Annotated in this window: 26 protein-coding genes and 1 pseudogene; 20 read left to right on the top strand and 7 right to left on the bottom strand. The window is 32.7% G+C overall.

All coding sequences use genetic code 11. The features are described 5' to 3' along the window. Nucleotides 1-183 (top strand): annotated as a pseudogene (locus HMPREF2801_RS04125) (thiamine diphosphokinase); the annotation flags it as partial. A 67-nt stretch (nt 184-250) separates the two neighbouring features. Here the strand turns inward: HMPREF2801_RS04125 and HMPREF2801_RS04130 are convergent. Together HMPREF2801_RS04130 and HMPREF2801_RS04135 are read right to left on the bottom strand one after the other, a co-directional pair. Beyond that, on the bottom strand, nt 251-1,489 hold the full coding sequence (locus tag HMPREF2801_RS04130; protein ID WP_070610684.1) for a carboxylate--amine ligase: 1,239 nt from the start codon (nt 1,487-1,489) through the stop codon (nt 251-253). A gap of 62 nt (nt 1,490-1,551) precedes the next feature. Beyond that, nucleotides 1,552-2,517, bottom strand: coding sequence for a tRNA modification radical SAM protein MnmL/YtqA (locus tag HMPREF2801_RS04135; protein ID WP_070610685.1), 966 nt, complete (start codon nt 2,515-2,517; stop codon nt 1,552-1,554). 102 nt (nt 2,518-2,619) lie between these two features. On the opposite strand from HMPREF2801_RS04135, the gene HMPREF2801_RS04140 reads away from it, so the two are divergent. From HMPREF2801_RS04140 to HMPREF2801_RS04175, 8 genes are read left to right on the top strand one after another with little or no spacing between them, the layout of a single operon-like run. Beyond that, entirely contained in the window at nt 2,620-3,516 is an 897-nt protein-coding gene (locus HMPREF2801_RS04140; RefSeq protein WP_070610686.1) for a tetratricopeptide repeat protein, read from the top strand. Next, nucleotides 3,513-4,268, top strand: coding sequence for a type I methionyl aminopeptidase (gene map, locus HMPREF2801_RS04145; protein WP_019124328.1), 756 nt, complete (start codon nt 3,513-3,515; stop codon nt 4,266-4,268). The genes HMPREF2801_RS04140 and map overlap by 4 nt, the downstream gene beginning before the upstream one ends. Before the next feature lie 3 nt (nt 4,269-4,271). Then, a complete protein-coding gene (locus HMPREF2801_RS04150) occupies nt 4,272-5,636 on the top strand; it encodes an MATE family efflux transporter (protein ID WP_070610687.1) in 1,365 nt (454 codons plus the stop codon). A gap of 11 nt (nt 5,637-5,647) precedes the next feature. After that, nucleotides 5,648-6,253 (top strand): peptidylprolyl isomerase, encoded by a 606-nt coding sequence (locus HMPREF2801_RS04155; protein WP_070610688.1) that lies wholly within the window; start codon nt 5,648-5,650, stop codon nt 6,251-6,253. Between the two features lie 4 nt (nt 6,254-6,257). Continuing rightward, a complete protein-coding gene (locus tag HMPREF2801_RS04160; protein WP_070610689.1) occupies nt 6,258-6,860 on the top strand; it encodes a thymidine kinase in 603 nt (200 codons plus the stop codon). 51 nt (nt 6,861-6,911) lie between these two features. Then, complete coding sequence (locus HMPREF2801_RS04165) at nt 6,912-7,985, top strand: carbohydrate kinase (protein ID WP_246829969.1); 1,074 nt, start codon at nt 6,912-6,914, stop codon at nt 7,983-7,985. Continuing rightward, a complete protein-coding gene (locus HMPREF2801_RS04170) occupies nt 7,982-8,905 on the top strand; it encodes a pseudouridine-5'-phosphate glycosidase (RefSeq protein ID WP_070610691.1) in 924 nt (307 codons plus the stop codon). Before HMPREF2801_RS04165 ends, HMPREF2801_RS04170 begins: the two co-directional genes overlap by 4 nt. Then, a complete protein-coding gene (locus HMPREF2801_RS04175; protein WP_246829970.1) occupies nt 8,877-9,389 on the top strand; it encodes an acyl-CoA thioesterase in 513 nt (170 codons plus the stop codon). The genes HMPREF2801_RS04170 and HMPREF2801_RS04175 overlap by 29 nt, the downstream gene beginning before the upstream one ends. Before the next feature lie 47 nt (nt 9,390-9,436). Here HMPREF2801_RS04175 and HMPREF2801_RS04180 read toward each other — a convergent pair whose 3' ends face one another. The 5 genes from HMPREF2801_RS04180 to HMPREF2801_RS04200 are packed head-to-tail and all read right to left on the bottom strand — an operon-like array spanning nt 9,437 to nt 14,451. Further along, complete coding sequence (locus HMPREF2801_RS04180; protein WP_070610692.1) at nt 9,437-10,216, bottom strand: ABC transporter ATP-binding protein; 780 nt, start codon at nt 10,214-10,216, stop codon at nt 9,437-9,439. After that, nucleotides 10,194-11,183, bottom strand: a complete 990-nt coding sequence (locus HMPREF2801_RS04185; RefSeq protein ID WP_070610693.1) for an ABC transporter ATP-binding protein — start codon at nt 11,181-11,183, stop codon at nt 10,194-10,196. Before HMPREF2801_RS04185 ends, HMPREF2801_RS04180 begins: the two co-directional genes overlap by 23 nt. Next, complete coding sequence (locus HMPREF2801_RS04190; RefSeq protein WP_083303707.1) at nt 11,180-11,995, bottom strand: ABC transporter permease; 816 nt, start codon at nt 11,993-11,995, stop codon at nt 11,180-11,182. The genes HMPREF2801_RS04185 and HMPREF2801_RS04190 overlap by 4 nt, the downstream gene beginning before the upstream one ends. A 1-nt stretch (nt 11,996) precedes the next feature. Further along, nucleotides 11,997-12,938 carry an ABC transporter permease gene (locus tag HMPREF2801_RS04195; protein ID WP_070610694.1) on the bottom strand — a complete coding sequence of 314 codons (942 nt, stop codon included), beginning with the start codon at nt 12,936-12,938 and terminating at the stop codon, nt 11,997-11,999. Then, nucleotides 12,931-14,451 carry an ABC transporter substrate-binding protein gene (locus tag HMPREF2801_RS04200; protein WP_070610695.1) on the bottom strand — a complete coding sequence of 507 codons (1,521 nt, stop codon included), beginning with the start codon at nt 14,449-14,451 and terminating at the stop codon, nt 12,931-12,933. Before HMPREF2801_RS04200 ends, HMPREF2801_RS04195 begins: the two co-directional genes overlap by 8 nt. Nucleotides 14,452-14,607: 156 nt before the next feature. Between HMPREF2801_RS04200 and HMPREF2801_RS04205 the strand changes: the two genes are divergently transcribed. From HMPREF2801_RS04205 to HMPREF2801_RS04250, 11 genes are all read left to right on the top strand, one after another. Beyond that, a complete protein-coding gene (locus HMPREF2801_RS04205; RefSeq protein ID WP_070610696.1) occupies nt 14,608-14,889 on the top strand; it encodes a DUF503 domain-containing protein in 282 nt (93 codons plus the stop codon). Nucleotides 14,890-14,897: 8 nt separating this feature from the next. After that, nucleotides 14,898-15,536 carry an endonuclease III gene (nth, locus tag HMPREF2801_RS04210; protein ID WP_070610697.1) on the top strand — a complete coding sequence of 213 codons (639 nt, stop codon included), beginning with the start codon at nt 14,898-14,900 and terminating at the stop codon, nt 15,534-15,536. Nucleotides 15,537-15,540: 4 nt separating this feature from the next. Continuing rightward, nucleotides 15,541-16,932, top strand: coding sequence for a VanW family protein (locus HMPREF2801_RS04215; protein WP_070610698.1), 1,392 nt, complete (start codon nt 15,541-15,543; stop codon nt 16,930-16,932). A 65-nt stretch (nt 16,933-16,997) separates the two neighbouring features. Next, on the top strand, nt 16,998-17,579 hold the full coding sequence (locus HMPREF2801_RS04220) for a hypothetical protein (protein ID WP_070610699.1): 582 nt from the start codon (nt 16,998-17,000) through the stop codon (nt 17,577-17,579). Further along, a complete protein-coding gene (locus HMPREF2801_RS04225; protein WP_070610700.1) occupies nt 17,570-18,397 on the top strand; it encodes a CvfB family protein in 828 nt (275 codons plus the stop codon). The genes HMPREF2801_RS04220 and HMPREF2801_RS04225 overlap by 10 nt, the downstream gene beginning before the upstream one ends. Continuing rightward, nucleotides 18,384-19,664, top strand: coding sequence for a 23S rRNA (uracil(1939)-C(5))-methyltransferase RlmD (gene rlmD / locus HMPREF2801_RS04230; protein ID WP_070610701.1), 1,281 nt, complete (start codon nt 18,384-18,386; stop codon nt 19,662-19,664). The genes HMPREF2801_RS04225 and rlmD overlap by 14 nt, the downstream gene beginning before the upstream one ends. 281 nt (nt 19,665-19,945) lie before the next feature. After that, entirely contained in the window at nt 19,946-20,746 is an 801-nt protein-coding gene (locus HMPREF2801_RS04235; RefSeq protein WP_070610702.1) for an OLD family protein, read from the top strand. A 187-nt stretch (nt 20,747-20,933) separates the two neighbouring features. After that, nucleotides 20,934-21,521 carry a TOPRIM nucleotidyl transferase/hydrolase domain-containing protein gene (locus HMPREF2801_RS04240; protein WP_371327450.1) on the top strand — a complete coding sequence of 196 codons (588 nt, stop codon included), beginning with the start codon at nt 20,934-20,936 and terminating at the stop codon, nt 21,519-21,521. A gap of 256 nt (nt 21,522-21,777) precedes the next feature. Further along, nucleotides 21,778-22,392 carry an ATP-binding cassette domain-containing protein gene (locus tag HMPREF2801_RS09450; protein ID WP_246829971.1) on the top strand — a complete coding sequence of 205 codons (615 nt, stop codon included), beginning with the start codon at nt 21,778-21,780 and terminating at the stop codon, nt 22,390-22,392. An 80-nt stretch (nt 22,393-22,472) separates the two neighbouring features. After that, a complete protein-coding gene (locus HMPREF2801_RS09455) occupies nt 22,473-23,378 on the top strand; it encodes an ATP-binding cassette domain-containing protein (protein WP_246829972.1) in 906 nt (301 codons plus the stop codon). 103 nt (nt 23,379-23,481) lie between these two features. Next, the gene (locus tag HMPREF2801_RS04250; protein ID WP_070610704.1) at nt 23,482-23,679 is read left to right on the top strand and encodes a hypothetical protein; all 198 of its coding nucleotides are present in this window, start codon (nt 23,482-23,484) and stop codon (nt 23,677-23,679) included. Nucleotides 23,680-23,767 lie beyond the last annotated feature (88 nt).

Below are 23,767 nucleotides of genomic sequence, written 5' to 3' on the forward strand. Positions count from 1 at the left end.
TTTTCCCTAATAAATGCAGGCGATAAAATGAGCTTCACAACTGAGGGACTTTACTATGAAGTGAAAGACCTTGAAATAAATGCTATGAATCCAAGTAGGGCTGTGAGTAATGTTATGCTTGGCGACAAGGCGAAAGTAATTATAAATTACGGTTCAGCCTTTATAATTCAGTCGAGAGATTGATTACAATTTAAGATTAAATAGCAAAAACCAGTTCTGTGAAAACTGGTTTTTTTAATGCTCCTATATTTTATTTTTCTAATTTATAGTACATCTTGTAGTGTTTTATTGAGCCATACTTTCTCTTTAGATAAGTTATTTTTCGACTAATGCTAAAGTCCTTCTTGTTGTTAATTGTAAATTCGTAGCCATTTCTAAGAAGCTCATCAATGGTCTTGTGGTACTTTTCATTTGTGTACTCTTTTAAAAGTTTTGGATGGGCATTCATCCAAATTTTTGATGTTTCTTTATGGTAGTAGACTTCTTCTTCAAAACCTAAATCTAAAAGGTCTCTTATATAAAAGTCTAATACATTAACGCCACCAGCAGCCATGAAGTAATGACTTTGTGGAAGTCTCAAGTTCATTTCAAAGGCCTTGTAAGTGTTATCTCTTGCGTCATATTTTAAATCTATATTTGAGTAACCAGTGTAGCCAATGGATTCAAGTTTTTCTTTGTAAAATTTAAAAAGTTCTGGCATGTACTTCGTATAAATTGCATCGTTATTTCCAATTCTAAGTGGAAGTGGGTCGGCAAGAAGAATTTGTCCGTAAACCATCATTCGCACCTTGCCAGTCTTGTCGCAGTAAACATTAAAGGAAGCTTGGTTTGATGCAGGGCCAGGAATGTATTCTTGGACCAGCATTGTGCCCTCGTAGTGATTGTCGTCGTAAATAGTTTTTACAACGGATTCTAGCTCTTCGTAGCTGTAAATTGTGTAGACCTTGTACTTATTTGGGAAGGACAATTTTACATAAGAGATGGAGTCGTTAGGTTTAAGTATAAGTGGAAACTGTAAATCAAGTCCTTCAATTTCCTTTGAAGAATTTATAATAGCATATTTTGGATAGGGGATGCCCAGCTCTTGGCAAGACTTATAAAAGTCAATTTTATTTTCAAGCCTTGCGTTTAAATCACTTGAAGGCGTGTTGAACTTGTAATATTTTTTTATCTTTTCCTTGTTGTTGGAAAGAAGTTTTGAATATTCGTCGCCGCAAGGAATTGTTATTAAAGTTGCATCCTTATTTTCTTCAGCAAATTTCACCATTTCAGATACAAAAACTTTGTCATCAGAAAAATTTTCGATGATTTTTCTATCTAAGATGCGAGACTTATCTGTGGCAGGAAGAGCTTTTTGACAAAAAACTGTGGAAATCAAGCCGTAATTGTCATTTAAGATGCGGGCAATTCCATAGGCATTTTCGTCAGAGCCGAGAATTACAAATTTTACATTTAATTTTTTTATAATATCTTTAGAAATATTTTTCATGTTTCTCCTTTATAATCTATTTTTCGCCTTATCTAACATTATACACTAGAGATAAGTATTTTTTAAGCCTTCTGAGAAAAAGCCATATCTTTACTTTTCCAATAGTCTGCAATTTCTTTTATTTTTTCTTCAGTGACAATATCTTTATTCTTTTCCTTTAATTTTTTATCAATTTCAGAAATAACAGAAAGTTTGTCGGCACACCAAAGAGGCTCAAAAAGTTTTTTCTTTGGTGGATCGCCAGTTATTCTGTGGACTACAGTTTTATCGTCAATATTTTCTAAGGCATAAAGGATTGTGTCAATATATTCTTCTCTTGATAAAATTTTAAATTTTTTATTATTGTAGAGTTCATGTATTGGTGAGTCCTTTAAAATATATAAGTTGTGAAATTTTACTCCAAAGGGTGCAACTTCTTTTATGTATTTAATTGTATTTTTAAAGTCCTCTTGGTCTTCAAAGGGAAGTCCAAAAATTGCGTGAATTAAAAATAGTAAGTTTTCTTCCTTTAATTTATTTACAGTTTCATCAAAAACTTTGTGGGAGTAACCGCGATTTATTAGCTTAATTGTATCTTCCTTTACACTTTGCATTCCGAGTTCTAGCCAAAGTGTCTTTTTGTGGGAAAGGTCCTTTAAATATTTTATCTTTTCATCATCGAGACAGTCGCAGCGAGTTGCAATTGATACTCCAACTATGTCATCTCTATCTACGACTTCATCGTAAATATTTTTTAAAGACTCAAGAGAGCCGTAGGTGTTGGTAAAATTTTGAAAGTAGGCAATATAATTCTTTGCCTTCCATTTTTTCTCAAGAAATATTTTTTGAGAATCAATTTGCTGGGCTATGGAAAAATTTTTTGAGCCGGCAAATTCTCCACTGCCCTCATCAGAGCAAAAGATGCATCCAATATTTGAAAGCCTGCCATCTCTATTGGGGCAGGAAAAGCCACCGTCCAGAGAAAGTTTTACGCTTTTGCCAGAAAAATATTCACGAAAAAAATCATTAAAGGATAAAAATCGTCTCATTACAATAAATCACCTAATACATTATATATTTTTTTAAAAATTATTTCCATGACTTTGAATTTATAAAAAATACTATATAATATAATAAGAATTGAGGTTTTTATGGACTTAAAATTTAAAAATTATTTAATTTTAGCAGAAGAGTTTTTGTTAGAAGAAGACTGGGACAAGGCAGAGGATTTGTTACTTAAATCTTTGAAGTTTACAAGAGAAGAAGATCTTGATGAAAAAATCTCTGTCTATTTTGAGTTATCTGACATATATCTTAAAAAAGAAAATTATAGGGAGGCAAAAATTTATTTTGAAAATATTTTGAGCCTAAGGGAAATGGCTGGAGCCTACTATGGTCTTGCCATCACCAATGATTTTTCCAAGGGAGATATATCTTATTCAATAAAAAATTATAAAAAGGCAATTGAACTTGATGAAGATTATGACAGAGCTCATTATTATCTGGCTCATGCCTATGACAAGATTGGTGATACGGACCTTGCCATAGAAGAATTTAAAAAGGTTCTCGCCATAGATCAGTACGATTTTGTAACTTATAATGATTTAGGCTCAATTTATGAAATAGAAAATAAAAATGATCTGGCAGAAAAATTTGTAAAAAAATCTCTTGAGATAAAGCCAGATTATGGCAGAGCCCTTTACAATATGGGCGTTCTCTCAAAAAAGAAGGGTGACAATGACTTGGCTCTAAAATATTATTATGAGGCAATAGAAAAGTTTGAAGACCCCTTTTTATTTTTAAATATGTCTGCAGTATATATTGAAGAAAAAAATTATAAATCTGCTATAAATATTTTAGATAGAGGACTTTTGGATTTTCCAAATTCTGTAAATCTACATTATAATAAGGCTTGCTCCTTTTCTCTCTTAGGAGATGATAAAAGGGCAAGGGAAGAATTAAAAATAGCAATAGAAATAAATAAAGATGCCTATGAATGGGCAAAGACGGACGATGATTTACGTCATCTTGTAAAGGAGTTAAAATGATTATTATTAAGACAGAAGACGAAATAAAAAAGATGCAAGTTGCAGGAAAAGTTTTATCTGATGTGCATCACAAGCTTAGAGATTTTATTAAACCTGGTGTAAAAACTATTGAAATTGATAGATTTGTGGAAAATTATTTAAAGGAAAGAGGAGCCTATCCTGAGCAAAAGGGCTATGAAGGCTATCCTTATTCAATTTGTGCATCAGTAAATGATGAAATTTGTCACGGCTTTCCATCTGAATATGTCCTTAAAGATGGAGATATAATTACTGTTGACATGGTTGTAAATGTTGACGGATGGCTAGCTGACTCTGCCTGGTCCTATGAAGTGGGCGAAGTTTCAGAGGAAGCAAAAAAACTTTTGCGAGTAACTCGTGAATGTATGTACAAGGGAATTGAAAAGGCAGTAATAGGCAATAGGCTTGGAGACATTGGAGCTGCAGTTCAAAAACACGCAGAAGAAAATGGTTATTCTGTTGTAAGAGAGTTTGTAGGTCACGGCATTGGTCAAGAGATGCATGAAGATCCACAAGTCCTTCACTATGGAAAGGCTGGTCGCGGACTTAGACTTCAAGAGGGAATGGTATTTACTATTGAGCCAATGATTAACATGGGCAAGAAGGAGCTTACAATTGACGATAATGGTTGGACAGCAAGAACGGCTGATGGCTCTCTCTCTGCCCAATACGAACACCAACTTGCCATAACAAAGGACGGACCCATAATAATTACTGACCAAGGCGACTGTTGATAAATGAGAGGAGTCAATTTATTAAAGGGAGATATTTTTTCTGCACTGTTAAAGATGGCGTTGCCCCTAATGGGCACTGCCTTTGTGCAGATGGCATATTCCTTAGTTGATTTAATGTGGCTTGGAAGACTTTCCACAGGAGCAGTTGCTGCCGTGGGGACTTGTTCCTTTCTAGTTTGGATTGCCCAGTCCGTCACTCTCATTGCAAAAACTGGAATTTCTGTTGGACTTTCGCAATCCTATGGAAGAGGAGATAGGGATAGTGCAAGGGAAGTTTGGGTCTCTGGATTTATTTTAAATTTAATTTTTTGCCTAACTTTAACTATTTTATATATTTCCATGAGAAATAAAATAATTGGAATTTATAATCTTGATAGTGACGTCCACAAAATGGCAGCCGACTATCTTTTAATTGTAAGTGTAGGCCTAATCTTTACTTTTTTAAATCCAGTTCTCTCTGCTGCATTTTTCGCCAAGGGAAATTCCATAACACCCTTTAAAATTTCAATAATTTCACTTCTTATAAATTTAATATTGGACCCCTTTTTGATTTTTGGTCTTTCCTTTTTTCCAAAACTTGGCATAAGGGGGGCTGCTCTTGCAACTGTATTTGCACAAATGGTTTCAACGCTTCTCTACATCTATGTGGGCTATAAGGAAAGAGAAATTTTTGTGAGAACAAATTATTTTGAAATTCCTCACAAGGAGTACTTTAAATCAATTTTAGACTTGGGATTTCCTGCCTCACTGCAATCTTTGATTCACGCCATGGTTGGCATGGTTTTAAACAAGTATATTGCAAGCTTTGGAGCTCTTTATATTGCAGTCTACTCCATTGGTTCACAAATCGAATCCATATCTTGGATGACTGCTGACGGATTTTCTGTGGCCTTTTCTGCCTTCTTTGGTCAAAATTTTGGTGCAAAAAATTATGAGAGACTCCATCATGGTAGGAGAGAGGCAATGAAAATAATTAATATTATTGGAATTTCAACTTCACTTTTATTATTTTTCTTTGCCGAAAACTTATTTACACTTTTTATACCAAGAGATCCAGAGGCAATTATAAAGGGAATAGATTACCTAAAAATCGTTTCAATTTCACAATATTTTATGACACTTGAAATTGGTACAACTGGCATGTTAAATGGTCTGGGACTCACAAAATATCCTGCCATAAATGCCATGATATTAAACATATCAAGGATACCTCTTGCCCTGATTCTGATGCCAATTTTTGCAGCTAATGGCATTTGGATAGCCATGAGTTTATCCTCAGTCCTAAAGGGAATATTTTTAACTTTAATATATTATTATTTGCGTAATAAGACAGATGGCTTTAAAATAAATATGAAGACCTATGTTTGAAAGGAGAAAGAATGTTAAAACAATTTGAAAAACCTGCAGTAGGAGAAAAAATTGCAGTATTAAAAACTAATAAGGGCGATATAAAAATTAGATTATTTGAAGAAGCAGCACCTCTTGCTGTTGAAAATTTCATTTCACTAATTGAAGATAAATATTATGACGGAATAATCTTCCACAGGGTAATTGAAAACTTCATGATTCAAGGTGGGGACCCCTCTGGAACTGGTCGCGGCGGCGAAAGCAAGTGGAAAAAACCCTTTAAAGACGAATTTAATTTAAATTTCAGAAACTTTAGAGGAGCACTTTCCATGGCAAATGCCGGACCAAATACTAATGGCTCACAATTTTTCATTGTGCAAGGAGATAAACTAAGTGAGGACATTTTATCTCAAATGAGAGATGCAGGCGAAGATAGAGGCTATCCAGAAGAAATTGTTGATGCCTATGAAGAAGTTGGCGGTGCTTTTTGGCTAGATGGTAAGCACACTGTTTTCGGACAAGTTTTTGAAGGAATGGATGTAGTTGATGACATTGCTAAGTCCAAGGTTGGCTTTATGGATAAACCTGTCTTTGACATTGTAATTGAAGAAGCTCTTGTAAGAGACTATCAAGGATAAAATTATGCATCAATATAAAGGAAGAATGATTTTACACACTGGGTCCATGTTTTCTGGGAAGACTAGCTCTCTTGAAAAGGACCTAAAGAGATTTTCCATTGCAAATTACAAGACAGTTGCCTTTAAGCCAAAGATTGACAAGAGGTATTCCAGAGAAGAAATTGTAACTCACGATAAAATTTCTTTTAAGGCAGTTGAAGTTGAATCTGTAGAAGAAATTTTAGATTTCGTAGAGAAAAATTCTCCAGAAGTTATTGGCATAGACGAAGTGCAATTTTTAAAGGACGAGCCAGCCCTTGTTCTTGAAGATTTGGAAAAGATTCTTGAGATGGGAATTACTATTGTCATGGCAGGTCTGGACATGGACTACATGGCAGAGCCCTTTGAAATAGTAAAAGAAATAATGCCAAAGGTGGACTACCTAAACAAGCATCACGCCGTTTGCAAGAGATGCGGCACAGATGCCTGGGTGTCTCACAGAAAAATCAAGAGCGACAAGAGAGTTGAGCTGGGAGCAGTGGAAGAGTACGAACCACTTTGCAGGTCCTGCTATAGAGTCGCTAGGGCAGAAGATAAGTTAAAAGAAAACCAAGAAAAATTTTTATAAAGTCTTGACAGCCTCTAATCATTTGATTAAAATTTAATTAAATGATTAGAGGTGATTTTTTTGACTCCAAGAGAAAAAGAAATTATAAATCTTTTGAAGAAAAATCCTGGAATCTCGCAACAAGAAATTGCTGATGAATTAAAGATAACAAGGTCTGGTGTCTCCACTCACATCAATAACCTAATGACATCTGGATATATTTTAGGTAGGGGATATATACTTAGGGAAGACTCCTATGTGGCAGTCCTTGGTGGCTGCAACATGGACATCACTGGTTACTCCTTTGACAATTTAAGGGGCAGAGATTCAAATCCAGGGAAAATTGAATATTCTAGCGGCGGCGTTGGAAGAAATATTTGCGAAAATTTGGCAAGGCTTGATGTCAACACAACTTTTCTATCAGTTTTGGGTAAGGATGATGCTGGCAAAAACATTTTAGCTGAGCTAAATAGGATTAATGTAGATACTTCCAAAATTTTATTTGCAGAGGGGATAACTCCTCATTATCTTGCAATTTTAGATGAGGACAAGGATATGTTTGTGGCAATTTCTGACATGGATCTCCTAAAAAATATTGATGCGGACTATATTGATAGGAACAAAAAAATTATTGAAAATGCAGAATTTACAATAATGGATACAAATCTTGAAGAAAAAACTTTGGACTATGTCCTAAAAAATTTAAAGGGAAAGTTTTTAATTGACGGAGTTTCCACGAAAAAGGTAATGAAAATAAGAAATTTATTGGATAAAATTCATTTCTTAAAGGTAAATATTTACGAGGCTCAAGCTCTAACAGGTCTTGAAACAGAAAACATTGATAGACTTGGAGAAGACTTAATAGCAAAGGGCCTAGAAAGTCTTGTCATTACTGCTGGAGGCAAGGGCGCCTTTTATTTTGAAAAAGATTTTAAAATGATGAGAAAGCCAAAAGAAGTTGACGTTGTAAATGCCAGTGGAGCAGGAGATGCCTTTATGGCTGGCTATGCCTATGGTCTTTATAACGATTTTGATATAGATAAGAGAATGAAGGCGGCTGAAGCTGCTGCAAGGATTGCACTAAAAAGTGCTGATTCATGTTCCAAGGACATGAATGAAAATAATTTAAAGGGAGAGATTTTATGATTAGTAATGAAATGTTAAAAAAATATGTTGAGTATAGCGACGAAGTTAAAAAAGCAATGGAAGAGGGAAAACCAATAGTTGCCCTTGAATCTACAATTATTTCTCACGGCATGCCTTATCCACAAAACATTGAAACAGCTAAGGCTTGTGAAGAAATCATTAGAGAAAATGGAGCTGTTCCTGCGACAACTGCAATTATCGGCGGAAAAATTAAAATTGGTCTTTCTAATGAAGAGTTAGAATTTATGGCGACATCAAAGGACATCATAAAGGCATCAAGAAGGGACTTTGCCTATATAGTTTCTCAAGGTCTAAATGGAGCTACAACAGTTGCATCAACAATTATTGCATCAAGACTTGCCGGAATTAAAATCTTCGTAACTGGAGGACTTGGTGGCGTTCACAGACATGCTGAAGTAACTTTTGACATATCAAGAGACCTTGAAGAATTAGCAGCAAATGACATTATGATTGTTTGTGCAGGTTGCAAGTCAATTCTTGACATTGGACTTACTCTTGAATACCTTGAAACTAAGGGCGTGCCAGTATTTGGATATCAAACAGATTATATGCCAGCTTTCTTTACAAGAAAAAGCGAATTTAAGGTTGACTACAATATAAAAAATCCAAAGGAAGCAGCAGAAGTAGCTAAGACTCAATGGGAATTAGGACTTCAAGGTGGCATCCTTCTTACAAATCCAATTCCTGAAAGTGATTCCATGGATGAAGAAAAAATTAATACTGCAATAGAAAAAGCTTTAGTTGAAGCAGAAGAAAAGGGAATTCACGGCAAAGAAACAACTCCTTTCTTACTTTCAAAAGTTCTTGAAGTTACTGAAGGTAAGTCTCTTGAAGCAAATATTGCCCTTGTAAAAAATAATGCGAGATTAGGTGCTGAAGTTGCAAAATACCTATATTAATCCTAAAAAAGTTTCAGATTCAAAAGTAATTTTTACGTATGGAGTAATGCCAACAGATTTAAACACTGGCGGCACCATGTACGGACCAAGACTCTTTGAGATTGCTGACCACAGCTCTGGAACTTGCGCCATAAGACACACTAGGGGAAGGGTTGCAACAATTTCTTGTGACAATTTGACTTTCTTAAAGCCAATTAATCAAGGAGACTTTTTAACTGCAACAACATTTATTTCTGGAGTGGGAAATTCTTCTGTTGAAGTTTTTACCAAGTTTACCAAGGAAGCGCCCATGACAGGTGAAACAGAAGTAGCAGCTTTTTGCTTTTTGACTTTTAAGTGCAAGGGGACTGATCCAGGAAAAATCCCAGGAATTATTGGAGAGACTCTTGAAGAGAAAAAAATAATTGAAGGCTACGAAGCTAGAAGAGAAATAAATAAAATAAGACAAAAAAATAATAAAGAATTAAGAGAAATTTTAAAATAAAAGAAAGCTGTAAGTAACAAAAGTTATTTACAGCTTATTTTTAAATCTTAATCAAGTTTTATTGAAGAAAATAATTTTTTAGTGTATTCATTTCTATCTGGATTTCTCAATTCTTCTGTCTCAAATAAGTCCACAAGTTCGCCCTTGTAGAGGACGCCAATTCTATCGCACAGGTAAGAGATGACATTTAAGTCGTGAGAAATAAATAGACAAGTAAAATTATATTCTTCTTGCAAAGATTTTATCAAATTTAAAATTTGTGCCTGGATACTCACATCTAGTGCCGAAACGCCCTCGTCAATGATTAAAAACTCTGGATCAATTATAAGAGCTTGACCTATGGCAATTCTTTGCTTTTGACCACCAGACAAACTGCCAGGGTATTGATTTAAAATATCTTCTTCTAGTTCAATATCTCTTAAAACTTTTGAAACTCTTTGGTTTTTTTCTTCTTCACTATATAGATTGTGAATATTTAAAATTTCCTTTAAGGCAAATCCTATTGTCTTCTTTGGATTTAAAGCTGAATAGGGATTTTGAAATACCACTTGCAGCTCTTTTCTGTACTTAAAGAGCTCTTCTTTAGAAAAATTTGAAATATCTTTACCCTTAAAAAATACTTTTCCTTGGTCGGCTTTTATTAGCCTTAAAATAATATTTGCAAGTGTGGTTTTGCCTGAGCCACTTTCACCAACTAGACCAAAAATTTCACCCTTGTAAATGGAAAAACTGATGTCTTTTAAGGCAACATTTTCTTTTTTCCTAAATAATAGAGAAGAAGATTTATAAATTTTTCCAATATTTTCAATCTTTAGTATTTCTTCCATTTTCATCTCCAAATAAATGACAGTGCACTATGTGTCCATTGAAATTTGTACTTTCAGGGAATTTTTCCTTGCAAATTTCCTTTGTAAAGTCACACCTATCCCAGAAAGGACAAGCCTCATTGCTTCTATTTTTAAGTGCAGGGACCTTTCCTCTGATGTTGTAAAGCTTTTCGCCTCTTTTTTTATAAGAAGGAACAGCTTTTATTAAGGCCTTTGTATAAGGATGCAGAGGATTTTTTATTAGCTCAGGAGTGTCTGCGCTTTCTACAATCCTTCCAGCATACATAACTAAAACTCTTTTAGAAATTCTCTCAATCAAATTTAAATCGTGAGAAATAAAAAGAATTGCACCATTGTAAAGTTTACTGATGTCTTCAAAAAGTTCAATAATTTGCTTTCCAATATTTGCATCTAGTGCTGTAGTTGGTTCATCAGCTATTAAGACATAGGGGTTGGCAATAAGACTCATTGCAATTACGATCCTCTGTTGCATACCGCCAGATAATTCATGAGGGTACTTATTGTAAACTGCTTCACTATCTCTCAAACCACATTTTTCCATAGTTTCAATGACAATTTTTTTATTCTTTTCCTTGGGAAAGTCATAATGAATTTCTAAAATTTCCTCAATTTGTTTGCCAACTTTTTGAAGTGGATTAAGAGCAGATCCTGGTTCTTGAAAAATTGTGGAAATAGATCTAGCCCTATATTTTTGCCACTCTTTTTCAGACATATTTAAAACTTCAACATCTTTTAATTTACAGGAGCCAGACAAAATGTGAGCATCAAGACTTTGTATTCCCAAAATAGTTTGTGTAGCAACAGTTTTGCCGCAGCCGCTTTCACCAACTAGACCTACAAAATCTTTTTCGTATAGATCAAAACTTATGTGGTTTACAGCATTTTTTAACTCTCCATTTATTTCGAAGGCAACTGTTAAGTCCTTGACTTCTAATAATTTATTCATCCTTTTTTCTCCTTTAGTCTCTTATTTCTGAAATTTTCACCAAACAAAGTAAAGCCAAGGACTAAAAGAGAAAGGTTTAGACCTGAAAATATAAAATACCAAGGTGCTTGAGTAAAATAAGCCTGAGATTCTTTTAACATTCTTCCCCAAGAAGGATGAGGAGGTCTAACCCCCAAACCTAAGTAGGAAAGTCCTGCTTCAGATAAAATTGCAGATGAAATAGAAAGTATAATTGCAACCATAAGTTGATTTTTTATATTTGGAAAAATATGATTTTTTGCAATATAGAAGGGACTGCCACCTTTTACAATAGCAGACTTCACGAAAACAGATTCCTTAACTTGTAAGAAACCACTCCTGACAACTCTTGCAAAGTAGGGGATGGACATAGTTCCTATTGCTATAATTGTGTTTAGAATTCCTGCTCCAAAGACAAAGACGAGCATCATGGCAAATAGAATGCCAGGAAAGGCCATTAGTGAATCTATAAATCGCATCAAAATTTCATCAACATTTCCACCAAAATATCCAGCAGATGCCCCAATTATTGAACCAAAGACCAAGGCAAAAAATACAGTTCCAAAAGAAAGTAAAACTGTAATCTTCGTTCCTTCCATGATTCTCGACAAAATATCTCTTCCCATATTGTCTGTTCCAAAGAGATGTTCAAGGGAAGGAGACAAAAATTTGTCAGCTGTTACAATTTCATTGGGATTGTAGGGAGTCCAAAAAATTGAGATTATAAAAACTATAAGATATAGGATTAAAATTATTTTTCCGATTTTAATTGAAAGTTTATTTTCTCTAATCATATTAACCTCTTATTCTTGGATCTACAATTTTGTAGAGTATGTCTACGATTAAATTTATAAAAATTACCATAAAGGCAACAGCAAGAACTACTGATTGAATGAGAGGAAAATCCCTTGAAGATATTGATTGCACAATAAGTGAACCAATACCAGGAAGTGAAAATACATTTTCAACTATTAAGCTTCCTCCAACGCTGGATGTTATGCTAATGCCAATAATCGTTATAACTGGAATTAAAGCATTTCTAAGTACATGCTTATACAAAATGTCCTTTAATAGTAGTCCCTTCATCCTTGCAGTCCTCACATAGTCCTTGTTTATTTCATCTAAAATAGCTGACTGCATATATCTTATTATTGTGGCAATATTTGGTATTGCAATAGCAAGTGATGGCAAGAAAAACTTAGAAAGTTTTTGCAAAAAATTTCCACTCATTGCGTTGTAAGAAAGAGTATTAAACCATCCAAGCTTTACTGCAAATACATAAATGAGTAAAAAGGCAAGCCAAAAGGATGGTATTGAAATGCCAAGCTGTGTAATAGCTGTAATAATTGATGAATACCATCTATCTGATTTTGCTGTGATTTGAATTGACAAAGGAATGGCGATTATAAGTGACAAAAACAAGGAAAAGAATGTCAAATATAAAGTTACAGGAAGTTTCCTTAAAAAAAGGTCCTTAACAGGAACTTGGTATTTTAAAGAAGTGCCCATGTCTAGTTTTAAAATGTCCTTTATCCAATTTCCATATCTTACTAAAATTGGTTTATCAAGTCCCAGCTCTTTTTCAAGAGCTAGAACTTGAGCTTCATCTGCCTCTGTTCCTAAAATAATTTCCGCTGGATTTCCAGGAAGAACTTGAAATACAAAGAAAATTATTAAACTTACAAAAAATAGTGTAAGAAAGAGAGAGATGAGCTTTTTAAAAATAATTTTACTCATTTTCTAATTTTACATCCTCAAGATTTAATTTTTGAATAGGGTATTGGTTTAAGCCAGTTAAACCCTTTCTAAGTGCTTGATTGTTGTCTGGATCTGCAATAAATACAGAAGCAGCTTCTTCTGCTAGAATTTTTTGAGATTCTTTAATATTTTTTATTTCTTCATCTTTTGTAGAAGCTTTTTCTGCATTTGAAATGGCTGCATCGAAATCCTTAGACTTAAAGTTTATATAGTTCTTTTCATTTTCAGAAGTGTATCTTCCTAAAATTTGAACTGGATCAAGATAGCCAATAAAACCTACAACTGTTGCTTCATAATCTCTATCCTTATAAACTTTAGTTAGCCAAGATGAAAATTCAATAGGGTCAATTGTAACTTCTACACCAACCTTTTGAAGTTGAGCTTGAATAAGTTCAGCTGTGTTCATGTGGTATTTATAATCACTTGGAACAGTTAGTTTAAAGCTAAGTCCCTTTTCATAGCCAGCTTCCTTCAAAAGAGCTTTTGCTTTTTCAATATCATGTGGATAATATTCTCCCAAGTCTTCAAAATATTCCTTTAAAGCTGGAGAAAAAGATGAGAATAATTTTGTTGCCTTTCCTTCAGCTGCACTTTCAATAATTTCGTCTCTATCAATTGCATAGTTAAGAGCTAGTCTTACATTTTTGTCTTGGAAAGCTTTGAAGTCATTATTTAAGCCCATAACTTGAACCAAGTTTTGTGGGAAATTATTAATTGTACAAGCATCGCCAAGTTGATCGGCTTCTTCAGCAGAAATACGATCGGCTAAATCTAAATCCTTATTTTTTAGAGCCATAATCATAGTTTGTCTGTCAGTAATTCTTATTACTTCAAGATTTTCAAAATGAGCAATATGATCTTTTTTGTGATAATCTTCAAACTTTTTAAGTTTTAAACCTTCGCCTGGAGTGTAAGAAACAAATTGATAAGGTCCTGTTCCAATTGGTTTACTTCCATTATCTTTATAATCCTTTTCCACAATAGGTCTAAGTGTCAAATAAATAAAACCATTTTGTCTTTCTTTTAAATGAACTCTAACATTTAAATCATCAACAACTTCAATTTTGTCAATAATTGCAAATTTTGATGATAGGGGTTCCTTTGATGTCAAACCTGCCATAGCGTCGTAGGTATATAAAACATCCTCAGCACCAAACTTCTTTCCGTCGTGGAAATATACATCCTTCTTTAACTTAAAGTCATAGGTTTTTCCGTCTTCTGAGACAGAATAACTCTCTGCTAAATCAGGAATCAGACTTCCATCTGTGTCTACATCAAATAATCCGTCAAAAACTTGATCCATGATAGTTTCTGTGTCTCCAGCTGTCATCTTAAAGGGATCTAACGAATCAATTTCTGTAGCCATCGCTACTCTTAGTGTGTTTTCTTCACCTTTTTTGTCACTATCTCCTGCCTTGTCCTTTGAATTAGAACATCCTGCTAGAAGTAGTACTCCTAGAAAAAAAGTTAAGACTAAAGTAATCCTTTTCATGATTCCTCCTAAAAAATTTATTTGCAGTAACTACTGCGATTAAAATATAACATAAAATTAATGTAATTTCCATTTAATAGAATAAAAATAGGTAAAATACTAATAAAAAATAATTATTCGTAAAAAGATTTTCTTAAACATGTTATAATAATATTTATGATAATAGGAATATGCACTTGCGAAATATTTATTTACGATGCAAACTCATTGAAGTCAAAGAGGTCCGTCGTAAAAAGTATTATCGAGAAGTCAAAAAATAGATTTAATATATCAATTGCTGAAGTAGGCGAAAATGACAAGTGGCAGAGGAGTCTTATTGGTTTTGCCACAGTTTCCAATGACAAAAAAGTTGTAGATGAGACCCTAGAAAGGGTGATACAATTTTTTAACACATACAGCGAAATTGAAATTGTGAATATAGAAAAAGAAATTTTATAGAGGAGAATATGAAGGATATTTTAACTCATGAGGAGGCAGATTTATGCCTCGATATACTAGAGGAAACTTACCCAGATGCCCACTGCGAACTTGAGCATGAAAGTCCCTTTGAACTTTTAGTAGCGACAATTTTATCTGCACAATGCACTGATGTGAGAGTAAATAAAGTTACTTCTGAGATCTTTAAAAAATATAATAGGCCAGAAGACTTTGCTGAAATGGATATAAAAAAATTAGAGGGACTAATAAAAGAATGCGGACTTTTTAGAAATAAGGCAAAAAATATTAAGGCAAGCTCTTGTGTAATCTTGGAAGATTATGGTGGCGAAGTTCCCAATACAATTTCCGAACTTTTAAAGCTTCCTGGAGTTGGCAAGAAGACAGCCAATGTAGTGGCGTCTACTGCCTTTGGAGTGCCTGCCATTGCAGTTGATACCCATGTCTTTAGGGTCAGCAATAGAATTGGTTTCATCCACGAAAAAAATGTATTAGATACAGAAAGAGCCCTTGAAAATAAAATCGACAAGACCAGGTGGACAAAGGCTCATCATTTATTTATTTTTCACGGAAGAAGATGCTGCACTGCGAGAAATCCCAAGTGCGAAAGCTGCACCATAAATAAAATTTGCAGATATTATGAGGTTTAATCTTATGGAAAATTTAGGCAATAAAATTTTAAATATTAATAAAAAAATTTTGATTACCCTTGCACTTATTTTGATGCTGATTTTTATTTCTGTAATGTATTTTACTGAAGAATACACCAATCCCTATATGCACAGAGGTGTAAAAATTGAGGGCATAGATGTGTCAAGTTTATCAAAGGAAGACGCTCTAAAGGAAGTAAAGGCTATTACAGATGAGATGATAAAAAACAAGGTAGTTAATTTTACCTATGAAGACATCACTGTGCCAGTGCCCTTAAGGGACTTTGGCTATAAGTTAAACTTGGAAGAAGCAGTAAATAAAGCCTATAGTTATGGCAGATCTGACAATTTATTTTATAGCTATATTGACATAATCAAGGGATATATTTTTAAAAAGAATTTTCTAGCAAAGCCAGACATAAATAATTCAAAGAGGGAAGAAGTAATTTTAAATATAGGAAGTAAAATTTATAAAAAACCCCTAGATGCTTATCCTCTTATAAATCCTGACGGCAGTGTAACTATAAAAGATTCAGAAATTGGAAGATATATGGATATGAATGAGGCAAAGGAATTAATCAATTTAGACATTTTGCATGAGGAAAAAGTCGAACTTCCAGTTTATAAGACTGAGCCAAAAATTTATTCCAATTACTATGAAGGAATCGACAAGAAATTAGGAGACTTTGAGACAGACTATTCATCTTCAATTAAAAATCGCAAAGAAAACATAAGACTTGCCGCATCAAAGTTTAACAACATGAAGTTAAATCCAGGCGATGAAATTTCTTTTAATGATGTTGTGGGAGAAATATCAGAAAAAACTGGCTTTAAAAATGCCACTGTAATTGTGGGCGGAGAATATGAAAATGGAATTGGCGGAGGAATTTGTCAAGTTTCCACAACTCTCTATAATTCTCTAGTTTTATCTGACTTGGAAATAATAGAAAGACACAATCACTCAAGACCAATCAATTATGTTGACCTTGGCACAGATGCAGCTGTTGCCAGAGGCTACAAGGATTTAAAATTTAAAAATAATACTAATAATCCAATTTTAATTTTAGCTGAAGCAAATGGAGAAAAATTAAACTTCAAAATTTTGGGAAACAGCATCGACAGAGACTATGAAATAAAAATTGTACCAGAACTTCTAGGTACAGTTAGTCCAGGTGTTAACACAATTTATTCAGATGCTTTGCCTGAAGGAGAATCAACTGTGAGAGAAAGTGGAGCAAGGGGTTACTCCTACAAGACTTATAAGGAAATAATAAAAAATGGCGAAGTGGTAGACAAAAAAGAAATTTCAAAATCCTATTATGTTCCCAAGGACAAAGTTGTTGTAGTGGGAACGGGAACAGGAACGTCCAATGACAAAGATAAGGACGAGGATTAATAAGAGCTTAGGCTCTTATTTTTTTGCTAATATAAAAAACTAGGCTCTTGTGATAAAATAGAGACATGAAGATATTTAAGAGATTCAAAAAGAAAAAGTCAATTTATAAAATTCTTTGGGAAAATAATTTTGATTTAGAAAAATTAGAGGAAATAAAAGATTTTAATTTATCTGATGGAAGCTACGAACTTTCTATTTTAAAGGGTGAAGAAAAATTAAATCATATAACAACTAGAGAGATAAATAAGGCTGTGGATGATTATTATTTGAGAGATAGCCAAGCCATAGATGAATTTGAAAATTTTTTTAGGGACCACAGGGCAGTGGAAGCAGAGAGAAATTTTTTGACATTTTTGCTACAAAAAATTGAATTTGACGAATCAAAATTAGTTGGCCTTTCAATTTTACTTATGCGAGACTCACAAGTTGAGGAGTGTGTAAAATTTGGCATGCTCCTTACAAAGTATTACAATCTTCAAGAAGTTAGAAGGGCTTACGAAATATTTTTGAATTTATTAAAGCATCCTGCCTTTATTTACTATGGCATTGATGTTTTAAAAAATATAGATTATGGGATAATAGACGATTTATACGAAAAGACTACGGAAATTGGAAAAGAAATAATAGAGGAGAAGGCATGGAATTAGGAAAAATACAAAAATTAAGAGTGGAATCAAAAAATGGCAAGAAAGTTTTCTTAGCAGACGATGAAAATAATAAGGTTGCCCTTGCAAAGGGCGAGGGAGAGGATTTAAAGGTTGGCGACGAAGTTGAAGCATTTGTCTACAATATTCACGAAGAATTTGAAGCAACTTTAAAAAGGCCCTATGCACAAGTTGGCGACTTAAAAAAATTAAAGATTGTTGACAAGGCAAAGGTTGGTTACTTTGTGGACAATGGCATTGGCAAGGATATTTTCTTACCCTTCAAAGAAAGTTACGGAAGGCTTACTGTTGGCGAAGAATATCTTTTGTACCTCTACCACGACAAGAGCGACAGGCTTGCCCTTACCATGAATATAAAGGACAAGCTTTTAGTAAATGACAAGTACAAGGTCAATGACATAGTCAAGGGAACAATTTATAGCATGGGAAGACCTGGTGCATTTGTTGCCATTGATAACAAGTATGATGGAATGATTCCTGCTGAAGAAATCAAGGGAATTTATAAAATTGGCGATGAAGTTGAAGCTAGAGTGCAAAGAATTTTGCAAAATGGATTTATAACTTTGACTTTAAGAGAAAAGGCCTACAAGCAAATAGATGCTGATGCTGACTTAATTTTAGAACTACTTGAAGACAATGGTGGCGTCCTTGAAATTGGCGACAAGTCCGATCCAGAAATCATAAAGGATTTGACTGGACTTAGCAAAAAAGCCTATAAGAGGGCAGTGGGACACCTCTACAAAAATAGAAGTATAAATATTTACGATACAAAAATAGAGTTGAGACATGGAAGAAAATAAATTTATAAGAGAAATAATTGACTTTGACTTCAAGGGGCTTGGCATGACAAAAGTTGATGGATTGCCAGTATTTTTAGATGGTGGAGTCATTGGAGACCAAGTAGAATTTCTAATTACCAAGAAAAAGAAAAATTTCTGCAAGGGAAAAATTCTAAATACAATAAAAAAATCTAAGGACAGAGTGAAGAGCCCCTGTCCTTATTTTAAAAATTGTGGAGGTTGCGACTTCCTAAATTATTCTGATGACATGGAGTTAAAGTGGAAGGAAGATGACACAAATAAGAATTTAGAAAAGATTGCAGGTCTCGATAATAAGGTTGATGAAGTTCTTGACTCTCCAGAAAAAACTCACTACAGAAACAATATGCAGTTCCAAGTTAGAGATGGCGTAATTGGACTTTATGGCAAAAATTCCAAGGACATAGTTGCCATAAAAAACTGCCTAATGCAAAGAGATAAAGCCAATGAAGTCTTACAAATAATGTGGCGATACAAAAAACTAAAGGAACTAAAGCGAATAGGCACAAGGACAAATTATAGGGGCGAAGTCCTTTTAATTCTTGTAACAAGAGATGGAGAAGTGGAAATAAAGGATGTCCTTCCAGATTTAATTGATGCTGGAGTAAAGTCAATTTATTTAAATTACAATGGAGGAGACAAATTTCATTACTCCAGGGAATTTGAAAAAATTTATGGAGAGGATACAGTCGAAGAAAAATTATTGGACATAAATTATAAAATCTCTCCAGAATCCTTTTTCCAAATAAATAGGTTGGCGACAGAAAAATTATATCAAAAAGCAATTGAGTACTTAGAGCCCAAGGCAGATGATAAAATTTACGACTTATATTGTGGAGTTGGCTCAATATCACTATCTATTGCAAAAAGTGGAGCTCAAGTAATAGGAATAGAAATAGTAGATAGTGCCGTCGATGACGCAAGGATAAATGCAGAAAACAATAATATTGAGGCAAGATTTATAAAAGGAGCAGCAGAGGAAGCCATAGAAAAACTTTGGGAAGAAGAAAAAATTTTGCCAAATAAAATAATAGTTGACCCACCAAGGAAGGGACTTGACGAAAAATTAGTAGACTTCTTAAAGGAAAACCCGGTAGAAAGGCTTGTATATATCTCCTGCAACCCAGCAACCCAAGCAAGAGATTTAAAATCCCTAAAAGAAGTATATAGGGTGGAAAAAGTAGCATTAGTAAATCTTTTCCCAAATACCGCTCACTCAGAATCAGTGGCTTTTCTTGTAAAAAAATAAAATTATATTTTACAAATAAATGTCTAAATTATAAGAAAAGAAATTTTAGAAAAAGAAAGGAATTTATTTACATGTGAATTTTTAATAAAAACTGTTCTTATAATCTAATAGACATCTAATATTTAGTTAAAGATTTCGAATTTTATAGAAAGATATATTGATATATTAATTATGTACTTGCTGTATATTAAAACGAATCAAAGTTTTATATAATATTTATTGATTAGTCAGAGATTTAGAAATTAAAACTCATAAAAACTTAAGAATGTGGAGAATTAATAATGTGGATAAATAAAAATGATAAAAAAGAAAGACCATCAATTTATATTAAGTCTATTGATTTTAAAGATGGTACAAAACTTGATTTGAATCCAAATAGTATAGTAATTTTTACAGGAGCAAATAATTGTGGGAAAAGTCAAATACTTCGTGATATAGAAACTTTAATCCATGATAGCAATTCTGATACTATAGTTGTAAATAAACTTAATTTGGAATTTAAAGGCGATCTAGATCAAAATTTTTTTAAGGGGAGGATAAGCAAAGACGAGAAAGGTTATTATTACCTTGAAAATTATTCGTTATTATATAATCAACTTAAAGAAAACTGGGATAGTAAAAATTTATATTATTTGTACAGAATGTTTGTGAGTCGTTTAGATACAGAGGAGAGATTGATATCTTCAAAGACAAAACAATTGTATGGTCAGAACCGTTATGAGAAAATCAATGCCTTAAATCAATTATATAATAGTAATGAACTTGAAGACAAAATTTCTAATTTATTTTATGAAGGATTTAATCAAGAATTAATTGTAAATAGAAGATATGGTATTCATGTTGCATTACATGTAGGAAAGCGTCCTAAATGGGAAGGAGAAAGGGATGGAGAATCTATATATTATAGAACAGTTAATAGTCTTCCACTACTTGACTCTCAAGGTGATGGTATGCGTAGTTTTGCAAGTATCATTCTTGACGCATTTACTTCAGACTTTCCTATTACACTAATAGATGAACCCGAAGCGTTTTTGCATCCACCGCAAGCTCGAATAATAGGTAAAATGTTGGGGGGGACATGAAATAAATAATCGTCAGTTATTTATTTCAACACATAGTGCAGAAGTAATTAATGGATTATTAGATTCCAATAATTCAGATACAAATGTAATACGTATAAATAGAAATAATTGTGTCAATAACATATTTTGTCTTAGCAATGAAGAAATACAAAAACTATGGAGAAATCCAATACTTCGTTATTCTAATATATTTGATGGTTTATTTCATAAAAAAGTAGTAGTTTGTGAAAGTGATTATGATTGTTTATTTTATAAAGCAATGCTTGATTCCATTTTGGAAAACACACATATTTCTACTCTAGATATTATGTTCACACACTGCGGTGGAAAGGCAAGGATGAAAGATGTGGTGTCAGCTCTAAGAGCTCTAAATGTTCCAGTGATAGCAATTCCAGATTTTGATATTATTGATGATAAAAGACAGCTAAATCAACTTTGTAAATCATTTGATATTAAAATTGAAGAAATTGAAACTGGATTGAATAAAATTTATAATTGCATAAATTCTAATAATGGTGAATTACGAAAATTTATAAAAAATAATGGATATTCTGTGTTAAAAGGGGAGTCTTATTGTGCTTATCTAGATATTGAAAAGATTTTTTATAAAAAAGGATTATTTATTGTGCCAGTGGGTGAACTTGAGAGCTTTGATAAGTCTAATGAAAAAAATAAAAAAGATTGGGTTTATTCTATTTTGGAAAGAGGAAATCTTAATGAAGATAAAAAGCTAAACAGTGCTAGAGAATTTATTCAAAAAATTATAGATTTTTAGATTTGTTGTTTTGAACAATTATATATTTTTTTAAGCATCGTAAATCTTTATTAAAAAGTATGGAAAAATTATAGTGTAATCTCAGCAACTATAAATTTTTGTAAGGTCTTATATATATGTGTGTGTAATATTATTTATTATGATAGATACTTGTATATAATAGTTTCAGGAGGTAAAGAAAAATGATTAATTTAAATATTATTAAGAATTGAAAAGAGAGGAAAAGAAATCCTCTCACAAAAACATAGGAGGATTTATGATATATATACAAAACTTAATAAAAACTTTACCAGATAGAAAGCTATTTGAAATTGATATTTTATCAATAAATAAAAATGAAAAGATAGCCTTAATAGGTGAGAATGGAACGGGTAAAACTACTTTTTTAAGAATAATATTAGGCTTAGATAAAGACTATACTGGTCAAGTAAGAGTGGATAGAGAACTGGGTTATTTGTTAAATTATAATAGTAAAGTCAAATACTTTTCTGATGAAATCTACTCTAAATCACAGTTAAGGGCTAATGACAACTATAGTCCAGGCGAAGAACAAAGATTAAAGTTAACAGACCTATTATCAGATAGTCTTAAATTTCTATTAATCGACGAGCCTACATCTCACTTAGACTTAAAGCAAAAGGAAGAACTTATAGAAAAGCTGAATTCAAGAAAAGTTGGATATCTTCTAATTTCGCATGATCGTGATTTCATAAATAAAACTTGTAAAAAGATTTTAGAATTAAAGAACGGAAAAATTGAAGAATATAATGGAGACTACAAATTCTATCTTGAAGAAAGAGAGAAAAGACTTAAGTTTAAAGAAAAAGAGTATTCAAATTTTATAAAAAAAAAAGAAGACTTGAAAATTTAGCTAGCAATATAAAAGAACAATCATCAAAAGTAAGAACCACGCCTAAAAGGATGGGAAACTCAGAAGCAAGGCTCCATAAGATGGGCGGTCAAGAAAACAAGAAAAAACTAGATAAACAAGTAAAATCTGTAGAATCCAGAATAGGTCAACTAGAAGTAAAAGAAAAACCTAAAGAAGGAACAGAAATACAACTATCCATTCCAGATAATAAACAACTTCACTCAAAAATCTTGATAAGAGGAGAAAAGCTAAATAAAGAGTTTGGAAATAAGATTTTATTTGAAAAATCCAACTTTCAAATAAAAAATAATTCAAAAACAGCTCTTATAGGAGGAAATGGAAGTGGAAAAACCACCCTTGTAAATATGATTCTCAATCAAGAAAATGTATGGGTGCATCCAAATCTTAAAATAGGTTATTTTAGTCAAATGAGTGATATTTTAGAAGAAGATGCTGATATCCTAGCAAATGTATTAAATACATCTATATATGATGAAACAATGACAAGAATTGTTCTTGCAAGATTAGGATTTAAGACTAATTATGTCCACAAGATTGTAAGTATTTTAAGTGATGGAGAAAAATCCAAGGTAAAATTGGCTAAAATATTAACTTCTGATTTTAACTATCTTATTTTTGATGAACCGACAAACTTTTTAGATATAAATGCTATAGAAAGTTTAGAAAATCTATTGAAATCTTATGATAGACCATTTATATTTGTAAGCCATGATGAGGAGTTTATAAATAACCTAGCAGATACTCTTTTGATTATAGAAGATAAAAGAATCAAAAATTTTAAAGGTAGTTTATCACAATACAAAAATAAAAAAGAGAAAACAACGAGTAGCAAGGATAGAGATAGTTTATTACTTGATTTTAGAATATCTTCCATAAGTTCTAGACTAGCAATGGAGTTACCTAAAGAGGAAAGAAAAAAACTAGAAGAGGAGTATAATAAACTCATTGAAGAAAGAAAAAAATAGATTTTAGCGTCTACACTAGTAGGTGCTATTTTTATACCTAATTTTAGGAGTTGCTAGTATAAATATTTTAAATTTAATATTCACCCAAAAAGGTGCAGGTAAGTTGAAAGACAAACATAAAGATGGCGAGAGCATATCTTCATCGTCTTTTTTATTTGTAAGAAATATAGCTGGAAGGAATATCAACGAATTTACTGACATGCAAAGAACAAACGTATATTCATATGTGAGAGTTCTTGCTGAAACCTTAGCAGGGCTTCCTCTTCATTTATATAAAAGGGGTTTATTGTTTGTGAAGTAGCTATGATAATAAAGAATAAAAAATTAATCAACATATTTACCTATACTAGGCTTTTTAGGAATATGGAGTTTTATCCATACTGACCAAT

The organism is Peptoniphilus sp. HMSC062D09 (assembly GCF_001811425.1).
GTDB lineage: Bacteria > Bacillota > Clostridia > Tissierellales > Peptoniphilaceae > Peptoniphilus_A.